Source organism: Pantoea folii, from assembly GCF_056678875.1.
Map to the genome: position 1 here is coordinate 329,755 of NZ_JBWXON010000002.1, position 20,847 is coordinate 350,601.

The following is a 20,847-nucleotide window of genomic DNA, read 5'->3' on the forward strand; positions in this document are numbered from 1 at the left end:
TGCAGCAGAAACACCAAGCTTTGCTGTGTAAACTTTTGTCTTGGTGTTTTGCATATCGATAGCGTAGCAGCGCAATACTTTCTGGCAGCTTGATTGCTGTCAGAAGGCGCGATAAATCTCGCCGCTACGGTTTTGTGCTTACCATCAATGGTTAAACAATATCATCCACCACACCGCCATCGACGCGCAATGCCGCGCCGGAGGTAGCTGATGCCTGTTGTGAACAGACGTATACCACCATATTGGCAACTTCATCGACCGTTGCCGCGCGCTGAATCACCGAGCTCGGCCGCTGTGCCATCACAAACTCTTTTGCCAGCACCTCTAACGATTTTCCGGTACGTTTTACCTCGTCTTCCATCATCGCGGCAAAGCCATCGGAGATCGTAGGGCCAGGCAGCACACTGTTTACCGTCACGCCGCTCCCTGCCGCGACTTTCGCCAGCCCACGCGCCAGGGAGAGTTGCGCGGTTTTGGTCACACCGTAATGCACCATATCCGCGGGGATATTGCGCGCCGATTCAGAAGAGATAAACACCACACGCCCCCAACCGCGTTTCACCATCTCCGGCAACAAAGCGCGAGACAGACGTACGCCCGACATCACATTGGTCTGCCAGTACGCTTCCCAGGTTTCATCATCGGTGGCGTAAAAGTCCTGCGGACCATAAATCCCCGCATTGTTGACCAGAATATCGATGGGAGGTAACCCGTTAAGCAACTGCTTCACGCCTTGCGCGCTACCCAGATCGGCAATAAAAGTATGAATTTTGGCCCCCGCCACCAATCCATTCAGCTTCTCACGCGCACGGCTTACCGAGGCTTCACTGCGCCCGTTAAGCACCACTTCGGCCCCACTCTCAGCCAATCCCTGAGCGATGGCGAAGCCAATGCCGCCCGTTGAGGCAGTGACTAATGCGGTTTTACCGTGCAAATCAATTTTCATACAGATCTCCTTGATGGATGCGCAATATCATGCAGAACATCCATCAAGTCTGGTTGAGCATATGAAATATGCCTTATCAAATCATGCGGTTATTATCACGATCCGGGATGACCATAAGCGTTTGCGGCCCGTTTTCTTCCCCGCCAAATCGTCCACAGCGCCACCGTCAGCAGTAATAAAAGTGCCGGGGCAAAACCGCTGACGCCGACGCTATGCAATAACGTACCCCCGAGGATTCCGCCGCCGGCAATCGCCAGATTCCAAACCGTGACCAGCATCGATTGCGCAACATCCACCGCATTACCGGCATGCTCCACCATCGCGGTTTGGAACAGTGTGGCCGCTCCGCCAAACGCCAATCCCCACAACATGACCGCTAACCCGATTGCCATTGCCGAGGTGGAAAACAGTTGCAGCAGCAGCGCGGCAGCCATAAACAACAGAATGCTGATCAACAATATCGGCTGTAAGTAGCGGTCCACCCACCAGCCTGTGATAACAATGCTGATCAGCGAACTGATACCAAACATCAGCAATATCGCGTCAGCGCAGGGGGCCAGCCCGGCAGGTTGTAAAAATGGCACGATAAAGGTGTAGAGGATGTTGTGCGCCAGCACGACACAGAGCACCAGCATCAGCACTCTGGCCACACCGGGTAGTATTAACACCTTGCGCAAAGGCAAACGCTGCTGCGCCGGGTCTGCTGGCTGCTGTGGCGCAGTCAGCCGCAATATCAGCATCAGCAGCAGCGATAAACCACTCAGTGCGGCAAAACTCAGGCGCCAGCCAATTACGTTGCCCACCAGGGTTCCCAGCGGCACGCCAAACGCCAGCGCCAGGGGCGTGCCGGCCATCGCCATGGCGATGGCTTTGCCCTTCTGCTCAGGCGGTACCATGGCGGCGGCGTAACCCGCCAATAGCGCCCACAGCAGACCCGCTGCCATACCGGCCAGAATCCGAGCCACTAGCATCAATGAATAGTGGCTCACTAGCGCGGTTGCCGCGTTGGCGGCGGTGAATCCTGCCAGCGCAAAGAGCAGCAGGCGACGTCGTGGTATGCCCTGCAACAAGGCCATCAGCGGTATGGCAGCCAGGAGGGAACCTATCGCAAAAGTCGACACACTCTGGCCCGCAGCAGCCACTGATACCTGTAAATCTTGAGCCATGGGTACCAGTAATCCGGCGGGCAAGGCTTCGGTAACGATGGTGACAAACGCCGCCAGACTGAGTGTGAACAGAGGCACTAACGGTAAACGTGCGCTCATTCGGCCCCCTGTAATGCCTGGTAAACAGCATCGCGCAGGTCATTAACAAATTGTCCGGACATGCCTTCATAAAGCGTGTTGGTAAAGGCCACCACACTCAAAGCCTGTTGTGGATCGACAAACCATGCATGACCGTAAGCGCCACCCCAGCGCCAGGTGCCAATAGATTCAGGTGAGTCTGCCAGCAGCGGAGCGCGCAATACCGAGAAGCCCAGTCCAAACCCGACCCCGGGCATATCCGGCAAGACGTGCTCGCTGACTTGATCCCGGGCCATCTCTGCAATCCACTCTGGCGACAGTAGAGTACCGCCTCCGCTGCGCAGCATTTCCAGCAGCGTCATGAGATCACTGACCGTTCCGACCATGCCTGCGCCGCCAGACGGAAACGCCTGTGGATCGTATACACGAGCAGGGCTATACGGGATCCCCACCGTCCCTTCAAACGGGGCAACCACCTCTCCTTCGCTCAGGATATGTGGACGCGGCGTGTCGCTGACATAAGCGGTTGCAACAGATTGGTCGGCTGACAGTGAGAAGCCCGTCTGTTTCATCCCCAGTAACCCGGTGACCAGAGAACGTATGGCCTCAGGCAATCGCTGCTGCTGGACCTGTTCAATGATCGCCCCCACAACATCCATAGCCAGTGAATAGCACCACGCTGTTCCCGGAGTGAACAGCAAGGGAACCGTACTCAGTCTCTGAAGGTTCTCCTGCAGGGATAATGGGGTCGCATCCATACCGTCCGAGACCCCTGCCCGCGCATAGGGTCCATCGGGTGTGGCTTCAAGGAAGCGATAGCTAAGACCGGCGCTGTGGCTTAGTAGTTGACGCAACGTGATCAGCGCCCGGCTGCCGTCAGGCTGCAGCGGTTTAAACGTTGGCAGCCAGCGCGTGATATCGCTATCCAGTGACAGCCTTCCCGCTGCGACCAGCATCACCGCCGCAGTACTGACTATTGGCTTGCTGACGGAGGCGAGGCGAAAACGCTCACCCACGCTCATCAGTCGTTGGCTTTCGCGATCGGCATAGCCCGCTGCCTGATGGAACAGGGTTTCGCCATCGCGCTTCACCATGACCTCCATCCCCACCAGACGCTGTTCATCCAGTGCCGTTTGCATCACCTGCTTAAGGATCTTTTGCATCGTTCTCGCTCCTGAGTCATAAGTCCGATTAAGGTAGCCACTTCCCGATTACGGAAAAAGTAGGGTACATTTCATGACTCACAGGACATTTTTGTCCTGAATAAGGGGTCAAGATGGACAGCCTCAATGGATTTATGGTGTTCGTTCAGGTGGCGGAAACACGCAGTTTTGTGGCGGCGGGACGACATCTGGGGGTTACGGCGTCGGCGGTCGGGAAGAGTATCGCCCGTCTGGAGGACCGGTTGGGTGTAAGGCTGTTTCACCGCAGCACGCGTAGCATCACCCTCACCGCTGAAGGCACGCTGTTTCTGGAGCATAGCAGGCGTATTCTTGCCGAGATAGAAGCAGCCGAAAGCGAATTATCGCAGGCCGCACAGCGTCCGACCGGGCGATTAAAACTCAGCCTGCCAATCGTTAGCTCACTGATTTTGCCGGCGCTGGGTGATTTTATGGCGGCCTATCCTGATATTCAGCTGGATCTCGATTTTAGCGATCGCCTGGTGGATGTGATTGCCGAAGGCTATGACGCGGTCATGCGTGGCGGCCCGCCGACGGATTCTCGTCTTTCGGCGCGCAAGTTGGGTTATGCCTGCTCGCTTGCCGTCGCGTCACCCGATTACCTGGCGCGTCACGGCACGCCGCAGATGCCGGAAGATTTGCAACATCATGCCTGCCTGCATTATCGCTTCAACACCACCGGCAAGCTGGAACGCTGGGTACTACGCGGTTATGAAGATGAACATGAGCTGGCTTTGCCTTGCAGCATGGTGTGCAACAACATCGAGACGCGAGTCTGTTTTGCGAAGCGAGGTTTAGGGATTGCTATGCTGCCTGATTTCTCAGTGCGGGAAGCCCTCGCGCAAGGCACACTGGTCGAAATCCTTAGCGATTACGCCTGTCACCGCAATGTGTTTCATCTGCTGTGGCCCGCCAGTAAACATCCTTCACCCAAAGTCCGCGCGTTAATTGATTTTCTCAGCACGCGCGTCTTTTCGCCGGGTTAACGGTTGTATTTGCTTGCACTTCCCTGCACACGATCCTTTTAGCACGTTCCATACTGAGAAGTTAATGCCTGAAGGAGTTATCGTGATGACAACCATTGCTATCGCCGCACCCGGCGCTATGGGCGCGGCCATCGGGGCTGTGCTTGCCCAGCACGGGGCGCGGGTGATTACCCCGCTAAGCCAACGCTCCGCCCAATCTCAACAGCGTGCACAACAGGCAAATATTGTCGACTGCAGCGCAGAGGCACTGTGTGAGGCCGATATTATCCTGTCGATCCTGCCGCCCGAATCGGCACTCAGTTGGGCGCAGCAGATGGCCCCGCTTCTGCAAGCTGCCGTACATAAGCCGCTGTATGTAGATTGCAACGCCATCAGTCCGGAGACGCTAAAGCAGGTGGCTCAGGTGATCGAAAGCACCGGCACACCCTTTGCTGATGCAGCGATTATTGGCTTGCCGCCGGGCGAGCAAAATCCCACCGGACCACGCTTCTGGTTTGCAGGGCCCCATGCCGGGAAACTGGCGCAGTTAAGTGATTATGGATTGCGGATACGGGTGATGAACGCTGAAAACGGCGCCGCCTCAGCATTGAAGATGGCGTACGCCGGTATCAACAAAGGCATCACTCTGATGACCTCAGCAATGCTGATTAATGCCAGCCGCGTGGGTGCTGCGGATGCGTTACGTGAAGAGATGCAGGAGAGCCAGCAGGCGTTACTGAAACGAATGGAAAAAGCCGCCCCGGATATGCTGCCAAAAGCCTGGCGCTGGGCGGCGGAGATGGATGAGATTGCCACGCTCAATCACGGCGAACTCGCCACCGATCAGCTTTATCGGGCTTTAGGGGAAATTTGCCGCCAGCTGGCTGACGATCGTCAACACGATCAACAGTTCAGCACTTTGCTGGCGGACTTCTTTCAACCGGATGCAGATAAAGCAGGCTGAGCACTCACCGGCAGCCGCAGCTGGCGCTGCAACCAGGCAATCGCGGCCGCTTCATCCGGATCGGAGGCATCAAGTTGCAGCACCGGTCCGAGCGCCATCGGCTGCGCCGTTTCCGCCAGCTTTCGCAGTTCCGGCAGATATTCGGCACCTGGATGGCCCGGCATGCGATCGGTCAGTCGTGACTGATAGCGCGCGACCGCTTCGTCCGGTGTGATGGAAAGCCACAGCTCCAGTACCCGGGTAATACCCGCCTGCTGCAATCCTTGCTGCAGCACTTCTTTGGGCTGGAAACCAAACCAGGCGTCAATCAGGTAAACGCAGCAGTTGGGAGCCTGTCCGACCACCTTCCAGATCGCCTGATAGGCCGCGCACCCCAACTGCCGGTTACGCAGTCGGTCCACCGGCGCGAAACTGGCCATAAACGGTTCTTTCAGGCTGTCCAGCGTCAGCACTGGAAAACCAAACTGCTCCGCCATGGCGCGTGTCAGGGTGCTTTTCCCCGAGGCTGGAATACCGTTGACCAGCACCACCACCTTTTCTGCAGTGTGAGAAGTCATAGGATTTCTATCACCTCCGCCACACTGCTGGCCTGGCGTAACCGCACCAGCGTCTCTTCATCTTCCAATAATGAGACAATTGCGCGAATGCCCTCTTCGATGTGCGCATTGCTGTCGCGCGCGCCGAACATGATCACGATATCGGCTTTGTCACTCCCTTCAAAAGAGATCGGCTCATCCAGCACAATCATGCTGAAGCAATCTTTCAGCACGCCCGTTTCCGGACGCGCATGCGGAATAGCTATCCCTTCCTCAAACACATAATAAGCGCCGTGCGTCAGGGTATTGGCTATCACCGCCTCCGGATACGAATCCTTCACATATCCACCGCTTACCAACGGTTGTGCGGCCAGCGCGATCACTTCGCGCCAGTCCGTGGCGCTGATCCCCACCTGAATCGCATTCGCTTCTTGCAGCAGTCGCTTAATACTCATACTGCCTCCTTAAATTGATTTGCGGATGGTATTACGCAGTTCATCAATTTTAACGAACAGCGGATCAATTTCCTGACGAAAACGGCGGCTTTTCGCAAAGATATTTAATGCACGATTATATTCCAGCATTAATTGTTTCTGCGTATCAACTGCCTGCGGATTAACAGCGAGCTGTTGTTCCAGCTCGCTAATTTTTCCACTGATGGTTTCTGCCTGAAGATCTATTTCTTGTGAATCCTGGCTCTTATTTTCTGAGCCCTTTTTCAAGAATCCAAACATAGCGTCTCCTGCCCCGAATGGCGCCAGGGCACCTCAGGTTTATTACGTCATGAGTGAGTCGTACTTAACGGAACAGTGAAATCTTTTCTACCAGCACATTGGTAACGGCATCATTTGCGGGCACCAGGAAGTTGCGTACGCTGTCATTCACTTTACCTTTTTCAAACGTCTGCTTGCAGTTTGCCACCCACTGCACATTCATTTCCGTGCCGACGTTCACTTTTTCGATACCGCTGCGCACGGCCAGGCGCATGTCTTCATCACTCACGCCCGTACCGCCGTGCAACACCAACGGGGTTTTAGTCGCTTCAGTAATATCGGCCAGACGCTGATGCTGAATATGCGCTTTACCGGTATACAGTCCATGTACAGTACCGATGGAGATGGCCAGCATATCAACGCCTGTTTCATCCACGAAACGCTTAGCATCATCTACGGTGGTAAAGGACGCATCGTTCATTTCGACTTCTTTACCGTCTTCTGAACCACCGATAGCACCCAGTTCGGCTTCAACCGATACCTGCAATGGACGCGCCATATCAATCACGCGACGCGTATTGGCAATATTCTCTTCAATCGATAAATGCGAGCCGTCGTACATAATGGAGCTGAATCCGGCGTCCAGTGCCGTTTGAATCGCATCGAGATCTGAACAGTGATCCAAATGCAGGCACGTCGGTACATTACGGCTTTCAGATAATGAGCGAATCGCATCCACTAATAATTTGTGTCCGAGATATTTCGCCGTACCGGTTGAGATCTGAATCATTAATGGACTGTTGGTTTTCTCTGCTGCTTTAAAAAAGGCCGGTAACATTTCCAGGCAGTGCAAATTAAAGGAACCTAGCGCTTTAAATTCACGTTGTTTAGCCACCTGTAACAGATCGGTAAAGTTATAAAGTTTCATGAAGCTTTTCCTCGTGGGATTTAGGGGATTTTCCGTTAACAAACCAGGCGATCAGAGTGATAAAGACAATAAAGAGTGCGACGAACAACCAGTTGCCCTGGAACGCATGACCCAATACCAGTCCGGTACTGATGACGTCAGAGTCACTGAAGGTCACTCCGGTGAAGCCGTAGCTTTCGAGCATCGGTACCAGAATGGCCGGCAGGAAGGTGATAAACAGACCGTGTACAAAGCCGCCAATCATCGCTCCGCGACGTCCACCCAGCGCGTTACCAAACACGCCAGCGGTGCCACCGGCAAAGAAGTTAGTGAGCAGGCCAGGCAGAATCATCGCCAGACCGAACATCGGGAACACCAGCATACCGACCACGGAACCCAGCGTTGTCGCCAGGAAGCCGACGATCACGGCATTTGGTGCGTAAGGGAACATCACCGGGCAATCGAGTGCCGGTTTGGCATCCGGCACCAGGCGCATAGCGATACCACGGAAGGCTGGCACCAGTTCGTTCAGCAGTAAACGCACACCGCTGTACAATACGAATACACCCGCAACAAACTGAATCGACTGCATGAAGGCATACATCAGGTAGTTCATGCCATTGCTGTACTGACCGATAAATTCTGGGCCTGCTGCCACTGCCGGGATCAGGTACATCGGTACCATCACCACTGCCATCGACAGATAGGTGTCCTGCAGGAACTTGAAGTTGTCTGGCAGCTTGAGATCTTCCGTTGAGCGCGAGCCTTTACCGACCACCTTCGCCACTGCCGCTGTCAGCAGGTAGCCAATGGTGCAGAAGTGCCCCAGTGCAACATCATCGGAATCCGTGATTCGGCGCACCACCGGCTGAGCCAGCGCTGGCATCACGACCGCCATAATGCCGCCGAAGATGCCGCCCGTCAGGATCAGCGGTAAACCTGTCAGCCCGGCTTTGTAGCCAATCACCGCGCCGATGGTTGCCATCCACAGCAGCGCCTGGCCGGTGAGGAAGATGTATTTGAACGGCGTCAGACGCGCGATGATGATGTTGACGATAAAGATCACCAACAATGTCAGCGCCACTTCTGATCCCAATTCGCGGCTGGCTAATCCGGCAATGGCGGCCACATCGGTGATATAGCCCTTCATGCCAAAACCGTGGGTGAAGATGGTATTCAGGAAGGTCAGCGTACCGACAATAATGTTGATACCCGCCATCATAATTAAGAAACCCAGCAGCGTTTTAAAGGTGCCTTCCACCACCTTACCTGCGGATTTTTTCTGCAGTAGCAGACCAATCAGGGCAATAAAGGCGATCAGAATCGATGCCTGCCCTAATAAGTCTTTTACCAGGAAGTTGATCACACTATTCATGGTTAGCAACCTTCAGATTACGTTCTTTCATAAACGCCACGATTTTTTCTTCAATTTCTGCCTTGTCGGTCAGCTTATTGAGAATAATCACCCGTTTGATTTGCTCGGGGCTGGCATCGGCATTCAGGACATCCGCAAAGGCTTTTTGGGTTAGAATCATGTCGGATTTAAAAGCATTGGCTTCTGAAATCGTGGTGTGATCAATATCCGCTTCAATTTCGAGTTTCTTTAATACGGATTTGGCACTCATTTCGATAGCGAAACTGGAGCCCAGACCACATCCACAGACACATAATATTTTCAGCATGGCGTTTTCCTCACAGAATATGCAGTTGTTTAGCGAGTTTGTAATGATGCCCTTCGGTATCAACCAGGCGTTTTTTCATGCTTATAAGATCAATCGGTATCGGTCGATTACTGCCATTAATAATCACCGCTTTGTTGCGCATCCCCGACTGAATACAGCGCGCAACTTCACTGGCCATAATGGTGCCTTGATAAATCTCTTCACAGGTCGGGTCACCACTACGCAAGCCGTAACCAATAATAGTTTTACGAATTCGTACCCCTATTAGCGGCTCAATCTGTTTAATTAAGGTATCAATCGCGCCCTGAAAGCCCGGCGAGTATTCGCGGGTGTAGCCTTCAGAGCAGAGGATTACCACACTGTTTTGTGCAGCAAGTCGTTGCGTGATGCGCTCTGCCAACTCTTGTGTTGGGATTTGGCACTCCGGAATCAGCGCAAAATCAGCATTGGATTTGATCGCTGACTGCAGCGTCAATTCACCACAATAACCGCCGAGCAACTCCACCATGAATACGCGACCGGTTAATGCACGGCCGGTATTTCTTAACTTCGAAACTTCTTTTAAGACTTGCTCACAAGCGGTAGAGAAACCAATGGTGTAGTCACTGCCAAAAACATCATTATCAATGGTCATACCTACACCAAAGCAATTCACGCCGAATTCACTTAATGTATGTAAAAACTGTAATGAGCCATCCCCCCCGGCCATAATTAATACATCAATGCGCAGCGATTTGAGTTGTTTGGCGATCATCTCATACTCAGGGCGAATTAATTTTCGCGTGGTTCGTCCTGATTGCATCACGGGAATGGAAGTGATGGCATAGTCCACCAGATCGCGCTGTGACATTTCCTGATGGCGATTTTCTAATAAACCGGGAATGCCGCCATTAAATAACACCATATCCGCCTGCGTCATACGTGATATCTGAAACACAAAGTTATTTATTCCGGTAACATCGCCACCGCTTATCACTATGCCAATTCTCATTGTCATCACTCCGTATGCTGCGCGTCTGACATTCATTCTTCCGGTGAACGACTTTTCTATTTGCAACAGAGATCACATTTTTGCCATGTATTTCATTCCATCTGACGTTGACAAGGATTAATAGTCACTGTTTTTTGTGATGATTATCACATTGCAATTTTCACCCATCATTTAACAAAACCAATAAAATCATCCGGTTATATTTATTTCATGGTGTGAAACGCATTTAGCCTGCCATCACGTTTTTGCCTGAGTTTCTTTCGATCTGAATTGTGATTGCCCGCGCATTTTTATCGGTACGCCGACTTTTCCCCACGAAAGATAAAGGGATAATGATTCAGTGCGTTATTTGTTGATCAGTGCCGATGAATGATTGACGTCACGTTTATCTGGCTGTCCAATATCGCAGCAAATAAATGACGAAGAAGAGAAAACATGACCAACTCGCAGGAGATGTTGCGTCAGCTCGCTGGCATAGTGGGCGACAAACAGGTATTGATCCATGCTGATGATAAAGCCTGGTACAACAAAGGATTTCGTGTCGGTCGCGGTGAGGCACTGGCAGTGATATTGCCGCAAAACTTGCTACAACTTTGGCAAAGTCTACAGGTATGCGTGGCACAGGACGCCATTATCCTGATGCAAGCCTCGAATACCGGTGTGACCGGCGGCTCAACGCCGGATGGCAATGATTATGACCGCGAAGTGGTGATCATCAGTACCCGACAGCTCAAGGGCGTGCAGGTGATCGATCAGGCGCGTCAGATCATCGCCTTCCCCGGCACCACCCTGACCGAACTAGAGCACACGCTGCAACCGCTGGGACGCGAACCGCACTCGGTGATTGGTTCCAGCTGCATTGGCGCTTCTGTCGTGGGCGGTATCTGCAACAACTCGGGCGGTTCGCTGATTCGCCGGGGCCCCGCCTTTACTGAAAAATCACTGTTTGCCCGTATTCATGATGATGGGCGCTTAGAAATGGTCAATCATCTGGGTATCGATTTGGGTGAAACGCCGGAAGCAATGCTGAAGAGTCTGACTGAGCAACAGTATCAGACCGGCGACCAGGCAGACTGGGACGGCAAAATCTGGGCCGATGATTACGCCGATCGCCTACGCGATGTCAACGCTGACTCCCCTGCGCGTTTTAATGGTGACCTGCGCTATCTGCACGACAGTTCTGGCAGCGCGGGTAAAGTGGTGGTGTTTGCGGTGCGCTTGCCCACCTTTGAGGCCAGCGCGGGTAGCGATACCTTCTACATTGGCACAAACGATGAACGCGAGTTGGTGGCACTGCGTCGTTTTCTCCTCACCGAGATGAGCGAACTGCCGCTGCAGGCAGAATACATTCATCGCAACGCCTTCGACTTAACCGTGCGGTACGCCAAGCATATGTATCTGGCGATCCGTAAACTCGGCCCGCAGGCTATTCCTAAAATGATGAGCAATAAAGCGAAGTGGGACGTGCGTGTCAGCCATCTGCCCTTCCTGCCGCGTAATTTTATTGATCGGGTGCTGCAATGCTTTAACCAGCTCACGCCGAGCTTTATTGCCCCGCGCATCATGGCTTATCGCGATGAATATCAACATCATCTGATGATTAAAGTCGATGCCCAGCAGACCCCTGAATTGCAGACGTTATTGCAGCAGTTCTTTGCCGGGCACAGCGGCGGCTTTTTCCATTGTGATGCCCGGGAAGGCGCAGATGCCTTCCTGGTGCGCTTTGGCGTGGGCGGTTGCACCATCTCTTATTGTGATGCGCTGAGTTATAACCCGAATGAAAGGCTGGTGGCCTTCGACGTGGCGCTACGCCGTAATGATGAGGACTGGCGTTTAATCTTACCCGATCACTTAGCAGCACAGGTGCAGGTTGATTCCTGCTGCGGGCACTTTTTCTGTTATGTGAATCATCAGGATTATGTGTTGAAAGAAGGGGTCGATGCGAAGGCGTTTAAGGAGGCGGTGAAAGTCTATCTGGCTGAGCGTGGTGCAAAGTATCCGGCTGAGCATAATGTGGGGCATCTCTATCAGGCATCGTGCGAGCATGTGGATCACTGGAAGCAGTTGGATCCGACTAATAGCTGCAACCCTGGCGTGGGTAAAACCAGTAAGAAGAAGTATTGGGCGTAAAGGCATAACCTGGCACCATCCTATCTTCCCAGCCGTTACGCATCCTGATCCCTGTCCCGAAACAGGATGCGTAACCTTACTTTACTGACACGCCGTGTGAATTACTTCGCGTACGCTTCGGTAGACAAGGTCAGCGTCACATCATCGCTTACCGCTGGCACATATTTATCCAGTTTGAAATCCGAACGTTTGATCACGCCTGTAGCATCAAAACCAATCGCCTGCTTCTTCACCATCGGGTGCATGCCCTGTTGATTCAACGTCGCGTGCAGCGTGACCGGCTTAGTGATGCCTTTCAACGTCAGATTGCCTTCCACATCAAACTTATTGTCACCCTTCGCCACCACTTTGGTGCTGTGGAACACAGCTGAAGGGTATTTAGCCGTATTGAAATATTCCGTACCGAGGAACTCTTTGGTCAGCGCGGGCACATGCGTATCAATCTGTGAAACCGGCAGCGTAACGTCGACGCGCGACTGCTCTGGATGATCCTTATCAAACACCAGCGTACCTTTGCTGTTGGGGATGTCAGCTGTTGGATGGGAAAAACCGAAGTGCGTCCAGGTCACAATAACCGAGGTATGCGCGGGGTCGAGGTCATAATGCATCGCCGCAGCCTGAGAAACAGGTGCATACAAAGCAGCGGCTGCCAACATTGGCAGGATTAAACGGGTAACGTTTTTCACTCAGCGTTCCTTTTAGATCGGGAGAATCTATTGAGTGTCTTCAAATCGGAGGCTGAGGAATAGTGAAGAGATTTGCCCGTGACTTTCAAATATATTCAAAAATATCAGTGGGTAATGGTTTAGTGTGGTGAAGGTTTCATAACTTTTCGGTCGCAACAAGTATTCGCCAGCGGCGGCGTTCGCGCATTAAGCGAGTATGAAGTTGCTGAATAAGGGGCAACGTCAGGGATGCAATCGCATCACGCGTGAGGGTCGGCAATCCCTGCTGTTGTCGTAATCCCTGTAGTGCGGCTTCCGCGTTATCGCTGCTATCGCACTGTTCGCGCAGTGTGGCTTGCCAGGCCGCTAAGGTTTGCGGCGTGATAGCATCTAGCTCTGCCACGATTTCGCGTAAAACGCGTTTGCAGTGTCCAAGCAGCGTTTGCCATGGAATCTGTGGCGACTGCAGTGCCAGCATTAGCCCATCGACATCCGCCACGCGCTGGTAGCGTGCTGACACCACATAGCCAATTTGCTGATCAACCCGTAATCGCTGGAAAAAGCGCGGTTCCAGCAACAACGACAGCGCGCGCAATGCGGCTAATTGCCTGTCATCAGCTAGCGGCAGCGGAATAAACAGCAGCAGTGCCTGATCACCTCCGTTACATGGAACCGGCTTAATGCCCCGCTGCAAGCGCGGCGGCTGTGCACCGCTTACTAAATCAGGCGTGAAGTCGCTGAGCAGATGCGATACTCGCTGATGCAATGACGTGTGCTTACCGCACCATGCTACCAGCCATCGAGTGTCACTGGCCGGGGCAATCAATTGAGCGGGCAAGGCGGCAAGAAGCTGCCGAATCACAATCGTTTGGGCATGCGGCAGCGGTTTTGGCTGGGGCGTCAGGTTCAGTGCCTCAAGTGCATGATGCACAGCCAGCAAAGCGTGTGACTCACAGACAGGCAGATTCAGCACCAACTGCCAGACCCCCTGCTTCTGCTGCCAACTGCCACTTCCTCCAGCATGCCGCAACGCCGCCAGCACTGGACGCAGCCGGATTTGCCGTGCCTGCGCTTCGGCATCACTCATCGTGTAATAAAAAGCGGGTCGCAACAGCAAGGTTTCAACCTGTTGCCGGGGCGCAAAACGCGGCAGCGGCATTGCTATCGGTGATAACAGTGGCAATACGGCCGGTTGCGCAGTGGGATAGAAAAAGAATGCAGGCGTTGAAAATGTGCTCGGACTTTGCGGCAGCCCTTTTTTGCGCAAGAGCGTGAAACCTTGCGTCTGGACGAATTCTGGCGAATCCAGTTGCTGCTGTGTGAGCAAACGTGAGCAAGGCACCTGCGCCAATGCGGCTATAAAAGCACTGAACCCCTGCGGCACATAATCGGCAGGCGCAAAGCCCAGCGCCCGGCCACGCAACTGCTCCAGTGGCGATAAGCAGGCAAAATCGTGCCGCGCCAGCTGCGCATAATGTTGCTGTTGCTCCGAAGAGCAGAGTTTGATGGCGTCTAAATGCTGCCAGAAGCAGTGTTCAATGTGATGAGCCTGCTCCGCACTGATTTTAGGCCCGCTGAAGCGCAGTGCTAGCCAACCGTGCTGCGCATCCTGCCACAGCCATTGTCCCTGCAGCGTATCGCATAATTCAGCTTCTCTGAGCGCGCTCAGCAGGCTGCCTGGCGCCTCATCTTGCCAGAACACACTGAACAAGGTGACATTGTCACGTAAAGTCCGTTCATCACCGGATAACATCAACGTCAGCCAGAAGCTTTCATCACCTGCCAGCTGCAACATCACGTCGCCTGGAGGCTGTGTGAGTGTGAGATTTGAAGGTAAGATTTTTGCCGAGCTGATCGAAGAAAAATGCAGCGCCAGTTCCGCCAGCTCATCTAACGATTGCGGTCCCTGCAACCACAACTCCATGGCATTCGCGTGATAAAAGCGCTGATGGAAGTCGCGCAACGCAACTTGCAATGAAGTGACATTGTCACCAAAAACCTGCTGATTGCCGACGCGAAAACGTTGAAATGCCCCGCCCAACCTATCCACCAGCGCCGTTTCACAAAGCGTGTCGGCATGCTGTTGCAGAAGTTGACATTCCGCATCAATCACCGCCACTTCCTGCTCAATAGCCTGCTGACTCAACAGTGGTGCGGCGATCATATCGCTCAACCGCTGCACACCCTCAGACAGGTGCGCCGCGGGAAGCTGGAAAAAAAAGGCGCTGTGGCTAAGTTGCGTGGTGGCGTTGACCTGCCCGCCGCGCTGTTGCACCCTCGGCATCAGGCGCTCAACGTCTTTAAAACGCTCGCTGCCGCAGAACAACAGGTGCTCCAGCAAGTGCGCCAGCCCCGGCCAGCGGTCGGGTTCATCCAGACTGCCAGCCTGCACGCGAATCAGGGCTGCAGCGTCGCGAGCATCGGCCTGATGATGCAGGTGGCAACGCAGGCCATTGGCTAACACCAGCTGGCGAGAGGTCATCAGGTGACTCGCTGCTTGAAGATCAGTTCAGAGTTGGAGCGATTGCGGAACTGAAGCTGAGCGATTTTGATGTCGCTGCAGGTAGCTTCGCGGCGCGCTTCAAGGATCTTGCCGTGATGGGGTGACTTACTGCATACCGGATCGGTGTTATCCGCATTGCCGGTCAGCATGTAGGCCTGGCAACGGCAACCACCGAAGTCTTTCTCTTTCTCATCACAGGAGCGGCACGGCTCCGGCATCCAGTCATAGCCGCGATAACGGTTAAACCCAAACGAGTTGTACCAGATGTCTTCCAGACTGTGCTCAAGCACTGATGGGAACTCAACCGGTAACTGGCGTGCGCTGTGGCAAGGTAACGCCGTACCTTCCGGTGTCACACTGAGGAAAATTGAACCCCAACCGCCCATACAAGGCTTTGGTCGCTCTTCGTAATAATCCGGCGTGACGAACAGCAGATTCGTGAGGTTGCCGGTTTCGCTCATACGCTCACGGTACTCCGCCACTACTGATTCGGCATGGGCAATCTGTTCCCTCGTCGGCAATAAGCCCTGGCGGTTAAGATGCGCCCAACCATAGAATTGGCAGGTCGCCAGTTCCACGTCGTCCGCTTCCAGCTCAATGCACAGGTCGATGATTTTATCGATCTGGTCGATATTATGGCGATGCAGCACGAAGTTCAGCACCATTGGATAGCCGTGTGCTTTTACCGCTTTCGCCATTTCCAGCTTCTGCTGGAAGGCTTTTTTCGAACCGGCCAGCGCGGCATTGAGGGTTTCATCACTTGCCTGGAAGCTAATCTGAATATGATCCAGACCCGCATCCGCGAAAGCGTCGAGTTTTTTCGCCGTCAGACCGATACCGGAAGTAATCAGGTTGGTGTAGAAACCGAGATCGCGCGCTGCCTTGATCAACTCGGGCAGATCTTTCCGCGTCAGCGGTTCGCCGCCCGAAAATCCCATCTGCACACTGCCCATGGCACGCGCCTGACGGAACACCTCGATCCACTGCTCAGTCGTCAGCTCTTTCTCCTGTTGCGAGAAGTCGAGCGGATTCGAGCAGTATGGGCACTGCAGCGGGCAGCGATAAGTCAGCTCAGCCAGCAGCCACAGCGGCGGCGTGGCGGTTTTATTCAGGTTCACGACACTGGATCCATTTCTGTTCTACGGCGGATTGCAGGAATTCCTTCACGTCATCATCCACGCCGCCCGCTTCCGGGAAACGGCTGTTGAGAATGGCGATGATGGCGGCCACATCCTGTTTGCCGGTGACCAGTTCAAGGATCGCCGTCGCGGTTTCATTCAGCTTCGCCATGCCTTCGGGATACAGCACCACATGGCTATCCTGCGCCGCTTCCCACTGCATGCGATAGCCACGACGGAAGGCCGGAATCAGATTATCTTTTATCATGTTACACCAGTCTTGTGCTGTGCCAGGACACCTGATCGGTGACCGTGTGATAAGGCGGGCGTTGCAAAGAATACGCCATGGTCATGGCATCCAGCAGCGTCCAGAGAATATCGAGTTTGAACTGCAGAATTTCCAGCATGCGGTTCTGCTGCTCAGCAGTGGTGAACACTTCCAGCGCCAGCGCCAACCCGTGCTCCACATCGCGGTTTGCCTGGCTCAGGCGGCTGCGGAAATAGAAGTAACCCTCTTCTTTGATCCACGGATAGTGCTGCGGCCAGCTGTCGAGGCGCGACTGGTGGATTTGCGGTGCAAACAACTCAGTTAATGAGCTACAGGCCGCTTCCTGCCAGTTGGCGCGACGGGCGAAGTTAACGTAGGCATCCACAGCAAAACGCACGCCCGGCAGCACCAATTTTTCGGACAGCAGGACTTCACGATCCAATCCCACCGCTTCACCGAGTTGCAGCCAGGCTTCAATACCGCCTTCCTGGCCGTTGCTGCCGTCATGATCGAGGATGCGCTGCACCCACTTACGGCGGGTTGCGGGATCCGGACAGTTCGCCATAATCGCCGCGTCTTTCAGGGGAATATTGGTCTGGTAATAGAAGCGGTTCGCGACCCAGCCCTGAATCTGTTCACGCGTCGCTTCACCATTATGCATCGCGATATGGTATGGATGATGAATGTGGTAAAACGCGCCTTTGGCACGCAGCGCCTGCTCAAACTCTTGAGGCGATAAGGCTTCGGTGATGATCACGATGCGCTCTCCTGCAGATGAATCGCCATCCCGTCCCAGCTCACTTCAATGCCCTGCTGCGTCAGATACTGACGCTGCGGCGACTGCTCGTTGAGGATCGGATTGGTGTTATTAATGTGAATCAGAATTTTGCGTGGTGCAGGCAGTGACGCCAGCAGCGCCATCAGGCCATGCTCTTCCGCGAGGGCCAGATGCCCCATCGCTTTGCCGGTGTTTTTACCGACGCCAGTGGCGAGCAACTCATCGTCTTGCCAGACGGTGCCGTCAATTAACAGGCAATCGGCTTTCTCCAGCCACGGCATGATCACCGCATCGGGCTCGCCCAGACCTGGCGCATACAGCAGCGTCTGCCCATTGGCGGTATTTTCAATAAACAACGCGACGTTATGACCCGGTAACGGGCGGTCGCGATACGGTGAGTATGGCGGCGCGTTGCTGAGAATCGGAATCGCGGTGAACTGCAGGTTACGACAGACATCGACGCGGAACGGTTCGAGTGGCGTAAGACCATGATGCTGCAGCCCGCCATTCCAGTGCTGCAACATGGTGAAAATCGGGAAACCGCTGGTGAGATCGGCATGCACCTCGGGCGTACACCACACCTGATGCGGGCAACCTTCGCGCAGACTGAGTAAACCGGTGGTGTGATCGATCTGACTGTCGGTAAGGATGATGCTGCCAATCGCCGTGCCGCGCAGCACCCCTTTTTTATTCAGTTCGGGTGTGTGGGCGATCTGCTGGCTGATATCTGGCGATGCGTTACACAGCACCCAATCTTCGCCGTTGTCACTGACAATGATCGAGGATTGCGTCCGCGCCTGAGCCTGAATCGTACCGTTGCGCAGGCCGCTGCAATTGGCGCAGTTACAGTTCCACTGCGGAAAGCCGCCGCCTGCCGCTGAACCGAGCACTTTAATAAACATGAGAGATAACCAGAATGAAAAATAAAATGCCCGCACGAACGGCGGGCAGAAAGTCTTAGCGGTTGGAGATGTACAGAGTCACTTCCAGGCCCAGACGCAGGTCAACAAATTCAGGTTTTTTCCACATAACTTTCTTCCTCAAAACAAATAACGCAGAGCAGGCTCTGCTGGAAATGCTTGCACCAGTAAACGAATTTTCTGGCAGCAAGGCACGACGCGGGCTGATGTTGCGCCAATGTAGCGGACAGATCAACCCTGATTCGGTAAGGGAATTGTGCTAATCCTGCCAAATCTGTTGCAGGACGCGCAGCCAGTTCCCCCAGGCAAACTGCTCAATCATAACTTGATCATAGCCGAGCGACGTCAGCAGCGCATAGAGATGCGGTAGCCCTGAAACATCTTTCAACGCATCGGGCACGCTAATGCCGTCGAAATCCGAACCAAATGCTACGTTTTCTGGCCCCATTATTTCAACTAAATGATCCAGATGTTTAACAATTTCGATCAATGGCGTATCACTATCACGCTTGCCATCCGGTCGTAAGAAAGCGTTACCAAAATTAATCCCTACCACTCCGCCGCTGTCGCGAATGGCACGCAGTTGCTGGTCGGTAAGATTGCGCGGCTGGGCGCAAAGCGCGTGCACGTTAGAGTGGCTAGCCACCAGCGGTGCCGTTGACAGCCGTCCTGTGTCCCAAAACGCTTTCTCATTCATATGCGACACGTCAATCATCATGCGATGGCGATTGGCAGCAAGGATTAACTGCTCACCGGCGGGGGTCAGGCCCGGTCCGGTGTCTGGCGAATGCGGGAAAGCACCGTTTACTCCCTCACCAAATCGGTTAGGTAAGTTCCAGAAAGGCCCGATGCTGCGCACGCCTGCCTGATAAAAGGCATGCAGATCTTCGCCATCGGCATCGAATCCATCCGCCCCTTCAATATGCGCGACCATCGCCAGCACGCCATCGTGGCGACAGCTGGCAATATCCGCCGCCGTCAGGCATAGACGGGCGCGCCCGCCGGACTGCGCTGCCAGCGTTTTGAGGATATCGAGTTGTTGCCAGAGAATATCGAGCGGCTGCCACTGCTCGTTTGCACGTTGCGGCGCGACCTCATTGATGTAACGCTGCGGCGGGACAAACAGTGCAAAGAGCCCACCGGCAAAACCACCCTGCTGCATACGAGGAAAATCCAGATGCCCTTTCTCAATGCCAGAAAAAAAGGCGCCAGCGGGATCGTCACGATGATGCAGCCACAGATTAAGCAGCAGGTCGTTATGACCATCGAAGGTTTTAAATAACATAGGGGATCACACAGCGAGACAACGTAGGCGCTATGCTACTCGCGCCCGGTTGATTCGCCAAACAAAGGGGCACAAAGCGTTAGTTTTGTGCAACCTTTAGGCCATGATAAAAGGTGGGTTTGACGTCGAGATGCTGCTTAATCAGGCCCTGTTTTTGATAAAAATCGGCGGTGTCCTGCTGTTGTGCGATGGTGGCGTCATCAATGGCTTGCCAATGCGACTGGCGGCGTGCAAAGGACTTCGCCGCGGCTTCTTTCGGGAAGCCGATGATTTTCGCCAGCGTGGTGGAGTACGCATCAACATGGCTGTTCGCCCAGCGATCCGCCGCCGCAAGGCGATTAACGTAATCCTGCAGCGCTGCACGTTTGGCCTCGTCATTGATTGCCGCATCGGTCGCCGCGAGGAAGCTGTTGCCGCTGGAGAGGCCAACGCCATTGATCAGCACACGTCCAGTATGCGTGACTTCCGCCAGCGCGGTATAAGGATCCCAGGTTGACCAGGCATCGACTGAACCGTTGGCTAATGCGATGCGTGCATCGGCGGGCGTCAGGAAGCGAAAGTTGACGTCTTTATCCGTTAAACCGGCCTTTTCCAGTGCTTTCAGCGCTTCAAAATGGCCAATGGATCCACGCCCGGTGGCAATATTTTTCCCTTTGAGATCGGCCACGGTTTTAATTTTTGAATCCGGGCTAACCAATACCGCTAAGCCTTCAGGCACAGATTTACTTACCGCCACCGCTTTCACCTGCGAACCCGCCGCCAGCGAGAACAGCAGCGGCGCATCACCAATAATACCCGCATCGACGGCGCCCGCATTCAGTGCCTCCGCCAGCGGTGCCGCTGCCGGGAACTCCGCCCATTCGATTTTATAATTGAGATTATTGAGCTGCTGCGCCGCTTCCATCTCGGCATGCATATTGCCTTTCTGGTCGGCAATGCGCAGTGTGACGGTTTCCGCCGCAGCGGTTCCACTGGCAAGCATCACTAACAGGGCTAAAGCTTTTCTTTTCATTCTATTTTCTCTTATAGCGCAAAATCCCAGACTACCCTG

The 20,847-nt window shown here is 54.0% G+C and carries 22 protein-coding genes; 3 read left to right on the forward strand and 19 right to left on the reverse strand.

Going from position 1 to position 20,847, the window contains the following annotated elements; all coding sequences use genetic code 11:
* Positions 1 to 151: 151 nt before the first annotated feature.
* The 3 genes from AC1MDE_RS04990 to AC1MDE_RS05000 form a co-directional block, all read right to left on the reverse strand.
* Positions 152 to 946 carry an SDR family NAD(P)-dependent oxidoreductase gene (locus tag AC1MDE_RS04990; RefSeq protein WP_034827267.1) on the reverse strand — a complete coding sequence of 265 codons (795 nt, stop codon included), beginning with the start codon at positions 944 to 946 and terminating at the stop codon, positions 152 to 154.
* Between the two features lie 95 nt (positions 947 to 1,041).
* Positions 1,042 to 2,211, reverse strand: coding sequence for an MFS transporter (locus AC1MDE_RS04995; RefSeq protein ID WP_480344348.1), 1,170 nt, complete (start codon positions 2,209 to 2,211; stop codon positions 1,042 to 1,044).
* A complete protein-coding gene (locus AC1MDE_RS05000; protein WP_058959973.1) occupies positions 2,208 to 3,353 on the reverse strand; it encodes a serine hydrolase domain-containing protein in 1,146 nt (381 codons plus the stop codon). Before AC1MDE_RS05000 ends, AC1MDE_RS04995 begins: the two co-directional genes overlap by 4 nt.
* Before the next feature lie 113 nt (positions 3,354 to 3,466).
* On the opposite strand from AC1MDE_RS05000, the gene AC1MDE_RS05005 reads away from it, so the two are divergent.
* On the forward strand, positions 3,467 to 4,357 hold the full coding sequence (locus AC1MDE_RS05005; protein ID WP_479414558.1) for a LysR family transcriptional regulator: 891 nt from the start codon (positions 3,467 to 3,469) through the stop codon (positions 4,355 to 4,357).
* Positions 4,358 to 4,442: 85 nt separating this feature from the next.
* Complete coding sequence (locus tag AC1MDE_RS05010; RefSeq protein WP_058959975.1) at positions 4,443 to 5,300, forward strand: NAD(P)-dependent oxidoreductase; 858 nt, start codon at positions 4,443 to 4,445, stop codon at positions 5,298 to 5,300.
* Here AC1MDE_RS05010 and AC1MDE_RS05015 read toward each other — a convergent pair.
* The 7 genes from AC1MDE_RS05015 to AC1MDE_RS05045 all read right to left on the reverse strand — a co-directional run bounded on the left by AC1MDE_RS05015 (position 5,273) and on the right by AC1MDE_RS05045 (position 10,129).
* On the reverse strand, positions 5,273 to 5,857 hold the full coding sequence (locus tag AC1MDE_RS05015) for a P-loop nucleotide/nucleoside kinase family protein (RefSeq protein WP_058959976.1): 585 nt from the start codon (positions 5,855 to 5,857) through the stop codon (positions 5,273 to 5,275). The two genes, AC1MDE_RS05010 and AC1MDE_RS05015, sit on opposite strands and share 28 nt — an antisense overlap.
* Positions 5,854 to 6,291, reverse strand: a complete 438-nt coding sequence (locus AC1MDE_RS05020) for a PTS sugar transporter subunit IIA (RefSeq protein ID WP_038647128.1) — start codon at positions 6,289 to 6,291, stop codon at positions 5,854 to 5,856. The genes AC1MDE_RS05015 and AC1MDE_RS05020 overlap by 4 nt, the downstream gene beginning before the upstream one ends.
* 9 nt (positions 6,292 to 6,300) lie before the next feature.
* The gene (locus tag AC1MDE_RS05025) at positions 6,301 to 6,570 is read right to left on the reverse strand and encodes a hypothetical protein (protein WP_034827286.1); all 270 of its coding nucleotides are present in this window, start codon (positions 6,568 to 6,570) and stop codon (positions 6,301 to 6,303) included.
* 64 nt (positions 6,571 to 6,634) lie between these two features.
* Positions 6,635 to 7,477, reverse strand: a complete 843-nt coding sequence (locus tag AC1MDE_RS05030; protein WP_045814340.1) for a class II fructose-bisphosphate aldolase — start codon at positions 7,475 to 7,477, stop codon at positions 6,635 to 6,637.
* The gene (locus tag AC1MDE_RS05035) at positions 7,464 to 8,831 is read right to left on the reverse strand and encodes a PTS sugar transporter subunit IIC (RefSeq protein WP_034827290.1); all 1,368 of its coding nucleotides are present in this window, start codon (positions 8,829 to 8,831) and stop codon (positions 7,464 to 7,466) included. Before AC1MDE_RS05035 ends, AC1MDE_RS05030 begins: the two co-directional genes overlap by 14 nt.
* Complete coding sequence (locus tag AC1MDE_RS05040; protein WP_034827292.1) at positions 8,824 to 9,138, reverse strand: PTS sugar transporter subunit IIB; 315 nt, start codon at positions 9,136 to 9,138, stop codon at positions 8,824 to 8,826. The genes AC1MDE_RS05035 and AC1MDE_RS05040 overlap by 8 nt, the downstream gene beginning before the upstream one ends.
* Before the next feature lie 10 nt (positions 9,139 to 9,148).
* The gene (locus AC1MDE_RS05045) at positions 9,149 to 10,129 is read right to left on the reverse strand and encodes a 6-phosphofructokinase (protein WP_034827295.1); all 981 of its coding nucleotides are present in this window, start codon (positions 10,127 to 10,129) and stop codon (positions 9,149 to 9,151) included.
* Positions 10,130 to 10,564: 435 nt separating this feature from the next.
* On the opposite strand from AC1MDE_RS05045, the gene dld reads away from it, so the two are divergent.
* A complete protein-coding gene (dld, locus tag AC1MDE_RS05050) occupies positions 10,565 to 12,259 on the forward strand; it encodes a D-lactate dehydrogenase (RefSeq protein ID WP_479398460.1) in 1,695 nt (564 codons plus the stop codon).
* A 101-nt stretch (positions 12,260 to 12,360) separates the two neighbouring features.
* On the opposite strand, the gene AC1MDE_RS05055 is transcribed toward dld, so the two are convergent.
* From AC1MDE_RS05055 to AC1MDE_RS05095, 9 genes are all read right to left on the reverse strand, one after another.
* Positions 12,361 to 12,915, reverse strand: a complete 555-nt coding sequence (locus AC1MDE_RS05055; protein WP_202403396.1) for a YceI family protein — start codon at positions 12,913 to 12,915, stop codon at positions 12,361 to 12,363.
* A 166-nt stretch (positions 12,916 to 13,081) separates the two neighbouring features.
* Positions 13,082 to 15,406: a pyrroloquinoline quinone biosynthesis protein PqqF gene (gene pqqF, locus AC1MDE_RS05060; protein ID WP_480344349.1), complete on the reverse strand. Its 2,325-nt coding sequence runs from the start codon at positions 15,404 to 15,406 to the stop codon at positions 13,082 to 13,084.
* Positions 15,406 to 16,545 (reverse strand): pyrroloquinoline quinone biosynthesis protein PqqE, encoded by a 1,140-nt coding sequence (gene pqqE, locus AC1MDE_RS05065; RefSeq protein ID WP_160867239.1) that lies wholly within the window; start codon positions 16,543 to 16,545, stop codon positions 15,406 to 15,408. Before pqqE ends, pqqF begins: the two co-directional genes overlap by 1 nt.
* Positions 16,532 to 16,813, reverse strand: coding sequence for a pyrroloquinoline quinone biosynthesis peptide chaperone PqqD (pqqD, locus tag AC1MDE_RS05070; protein WP_064511334.1), 282 nt, complete (start codon positions 16,811 to 16,813; stop codon positions 16,532 to 16,534). Before pqqD ends, pqqE begins: the two co-directional genes overlap by 14 nt.
* Before the next feature lies 1 nt (position 16,814).
* Entirely contained in the window at positions 16,815 to 17,570 is a 756-nt protein-coding gene (gene pqqC, locus AC1MDE_RS05075; RefSeq protein ID WP_038647148.1) for a pyrroloquinoline-quinone synthase PqqC, read from the reverse strand.
* Positions 17,567 to 18,493 carry a pyrroloquinoline quinone biosynthesis protein PqqB gene (pqqB, locus tag AC1MDE_RS05080; protein WP_058959982.1) on the reverse strand — a complete coding sequence of 309 codons (927 nt, stop codon included), beginning with the start codon at positions 18,491 to 18,493 and terminating at the stop codon, positions 17,567 to 17,569. The genes pqqC and pqqB overlap by 4 nt, the downstream gene beginning before the upstream one ends.
* A gap of 55 nt (positions 18,494 to 18,548) precedes the next feature.
* Complete coding sequence (gene pqqA / locus AC1MDE_RS05085) at positions 18,549 to 18,620, reverse strand: pyrroloquinoline quinone precursor peptide PqqA (protein WP_010617686.1); 72 nt, start codon at positions 18,618 to 18,620, stop codon at positions 18,549 to 18,551.
* 150 nt (positions 18,621 to 18,770) lie between these two features.
* Positions 18,771 to 19,796 (reverse strand): dipeptidase, encoded by a 1,026-nt coding sequence (locus tag AC1MDE_RS05090; protein ID WP_479400927.1) that lies wholly within the window; start codon positions 19,794 to 19,796, stop codon positions 18,771 to 18,773.
* A 79-nt stretch (positions 19,797 to 19,875) separates the two neighbouring features.
* Positions 19,876 to 20,808, reverse strand: a complete 933-nt coding sequence (locus AC1MDE_RS05095; RefSeq protein ID WP_479402667.1) for an ABC transporter substrate-binding protein — start codon at positions 20,806 to 20,808, stop codon at positions 19,876 to 19,878.
* Positions 20,809 to 20,847 lie beyond the last annotated feature (39 nt).

Coding starts and splice junctions, on each gene's coding strand:
- AC1MDE_RS05010 (WP_058959975.1), top strand. CDS start 4,443: ATGACAACCATTGCTATCGCCGCACCCGGCGCTATGGGCGCGGCCATC.
- pqqF (WP_480344349.1), bottom strand. CDS start 15,406: ATGACCTCTCGCCAGCTGGTGTTAGCCAATGGCCTGCGTTGCCACCTG.
- AC1MDE_RS05095 (WP_479402667.1), bottom strand. CDS start 20,808: ATGAAAAGAAAAGCTTTAGCCCTGTTAGTGATGCTTGCCAGTGGAACC.
- AC1MDE_RS05015 (WP_058959976.1), bottom strand. CDS start 5,857: ATGACTTCTCACACTGCAGAAAAGGTGGTGGTGCTGGTCAACGGTATT.
- AC1MDE_RS04995 (WP_480344348.1), bottom strand. CDS start 2,211: ATGAGCGCACGTTTACCGTTAGTGCCTCTGTTCACACTCAGTCTGGCG.
- AC1MDE_RS05040 (WP_034827292.1), bottom strand. CDS start 9,138: ATGCTGAAAATATTATGTGTCTGTGGATGTGGTCTGGGCTCCAGTTTC.
- AC1MDE_RS05000 (WP_058959973.1), bottom strand. CDS start 3,353: ATGCAAAAGATCCTTAAGCAGGTGATGCAAACGGCACTGGATGAACAG.
- dld (WP_479398460.1), top strand. CDS start 10,565: ATGACCAACTCGCAGGAGATGTTGCGTCAGCTCGCTGGCATAGTGGGC.
- AC1MDE_RS05055 (WP_202403396.1), bottom strand. CDS start 12,915: ATGTTGGCAGCCGCTGCTTTGTATGCACCTGTTTCTCAGGCTGCGGCG.
- AC1MDE_RS05025 (WP_034827286.1), bottom strand. CDS start 6,570: ATGTTTGGATTCTTGAAAAAGGGCTCAGAAAATAAGAGCCAGGATTCA.
- pqqB (WP_058959982.1), bottom strand. CDS start 18,493: ATGTTTATTAAAGTGCTCGGTTCAGCGGCAGGCGGCGGCTTTCCGCAG.
- AC1MDE_RS04990 (WP_034827267.1), bottom strand. CDS start 946: ATGAAAATTGATTTGCACGGTAAAACCGCATTAGTCACTGCCTCAACG.
- pqqD (WP_064511334.1), bottom strand. CDS start 16,813: ATGATAAAAGATAATCTGATTCCGGCCTTCCGTCGTGGCTATCGCATG.
- AC1MDE_RS05020 (WP_038647128.1), bottom strand. CDS start 6,291: ATGAGTATTAAGCGACTGCTGCAAGAAGCGAATGCGATTCAGGTGGGG.
- AC1MDE_RS05035 (WP_034827290.1), bottom strand. CDS start 8,831: ATGAATAGTGTGATCAACTTCCTGGTAAAAGACTTATTAGGGCAGGCA.
- AC1MDE_RS05030 (WP_045814340.1), bottom strand. CDS start 7,477: ATGAAACTTTATAACTTTACCGATCTGTTACAGGTGGCTAAACAACGT.
- AC1MDE_RS05090 (WP_479400927.1), bottom strand. CDS start 19,796: ATGTTATTTAAAACCTTCGATGGTCATAACGACCTGCTGCTTAATCTG.
- AC1MDE_RS05005 (WP_479414558.1), top strand. CDS start 3,467: ATGGACAGCCTCAATGGATTTATGGTGTTCGTTCAGGTGGCGGAAACA.
- AC1MDE_RS05045 (WP_034827295.1), bottom strand. CDS start 10,129: ATGAGAATTGGCATAGTGATAAGCGGTGGCGATGTTACCGGAATAAAT.